Origin of the sequence: Paraburkholderia panacisoli (assembly GCF_008369935.1) — a bacterium.
Classification (GTDB): domain Bacteria; phylum Pseudomonadota; class Gammaproteobacteria; order Burkholderiales; family Burkholderiaceae; genus Paraburkholderia; species Paraburkholderia panacisoli.
In genome coordinates this window covers 1-1322 of the sequence record NZ_VTUZ01000148.1, presented here as the reverse complement: position 1 = coordinate 1322, position 1322 = coordinate 1, and the positions used below count along the sequence as shown (strand labels likewise).

The following is a 1322-nucleotide window of genomic DNA, read 5'->3' as shown; positions in this document are numbered from 1 at the left end:
TGAGGGATCGGCATTGGCGACGCCAGAGGCGTTGATCGTGTCGTGCGCGGGGTCGTCGGCCGGGGTGATGGCCGCGCGCCGGCGGGGTGCGGTCTCGATGAGGAACACCGTGACGACTGCCCCGGCGACGAGGCTGTACAGCGCGAAGTCAAGGGTTCGTGCGAGGCCGAAATGCTGGGCGACGAAACCGGCGATCACCGGCGCGACACCTCCGCCGAAGGTCTCGCCCACCCCGGAGACGAATCCAATGGTCGAGGCGACGAGCCCCAGCGGCGCGGCCTCGATCGCCACCGGGCCGCTCAGCAGGCTGAGCAGGCCGATCGAGAACATCGCCACGCCGAACAGCAGGGCGAACAGCAGTTGAGGATGGGCGCCGGTGTTCGCGAAGAAGTACAGCAGCACGGCCGCGGCGACGAAGCCAATCAGTGCGGTGGGCCGGCGGCCGATGTAGTCGGAAATGCCGGCCACGCCGAACGAGCCGACAAAGCCGCCGAAGCCGACGGCCGAGGCAACGAAGCCCATGCTGCGCGTATCCAGGTGCAGCACGGTGACCAGATAGGTCGGCACCATGGCACCGATCACGAAAATCCCGCCCATCGCACACAGGATCGCGGCGGTCGCGACAATCACGTTGCGGCTGGCCAGCAGCTCGGTCCAGCGTGGCCTGGTCACGGGCATGTGGGCCGTGAGCGGCTCGCTGGCGCTGCGCTCGTGCAGATTGCGCCAGATCAGGACCGCCACGATCAGACCAGGCACGGCGGAGATCGTGAAGACCCAGTGCCAGGAGGGCACGATCTGCAGCAGCTGCGTGGCCACGATCGGCGCGAAGCCCAGTCCCATGAGCGGCATCATGCTCAGTTGCAGCCCCAGATTCAGCCCGCGCCGCGACGGCCGGGACGCTTCACTGTTGGCCGCGAGGCTCGCCGGTGTAAACGCCCCTTCTGCGACGCCCATCACGGCACGCAGGCACATCAGGCTCAGGAAGCCGGAGGCCAGTCCCGAGAGGCTCGAGAGCAACGAAAAGGCGACCATCGTGGTCACGAGAATCTTCTTCCTGCCGATGCGGTCCGACAGGGGGCCCATTGCAATGGACCACAGTCCCCAGGCGACGCCGAGTACCCCAATCAGGCTGCCCAGCTGCGAATAGTTCAGGTTCAGCTCGGCCATCATGTGCGGGAACAGCGGCGCCATCAGCCACCGGTCAAAACCCACCAGACCGAAACCGACACCCAGCAGCACGAGCGTGCGGCGCTCGTACCGGGTCTCATGCTCGAAAACTGTCATTTATGTGTCTCCTTGGGTCGCATTTGGGGCAGCGTAGG

At 66.3% G+C, this 1322-nt stretch carries 1 protein-coding gene; it reads right to left on the bottom strand.

From position 1 onward, the window contains the following. On the bottom strand, positions 1-1284 hold a 1284-nt coding region (locus FVF58_RS51060; RefSeq protein ID WP_149676991.1), incomplete at its 3' end, for an MFS transporter. Positions 1285-1322: the final 38 nt, after the last annotated feature.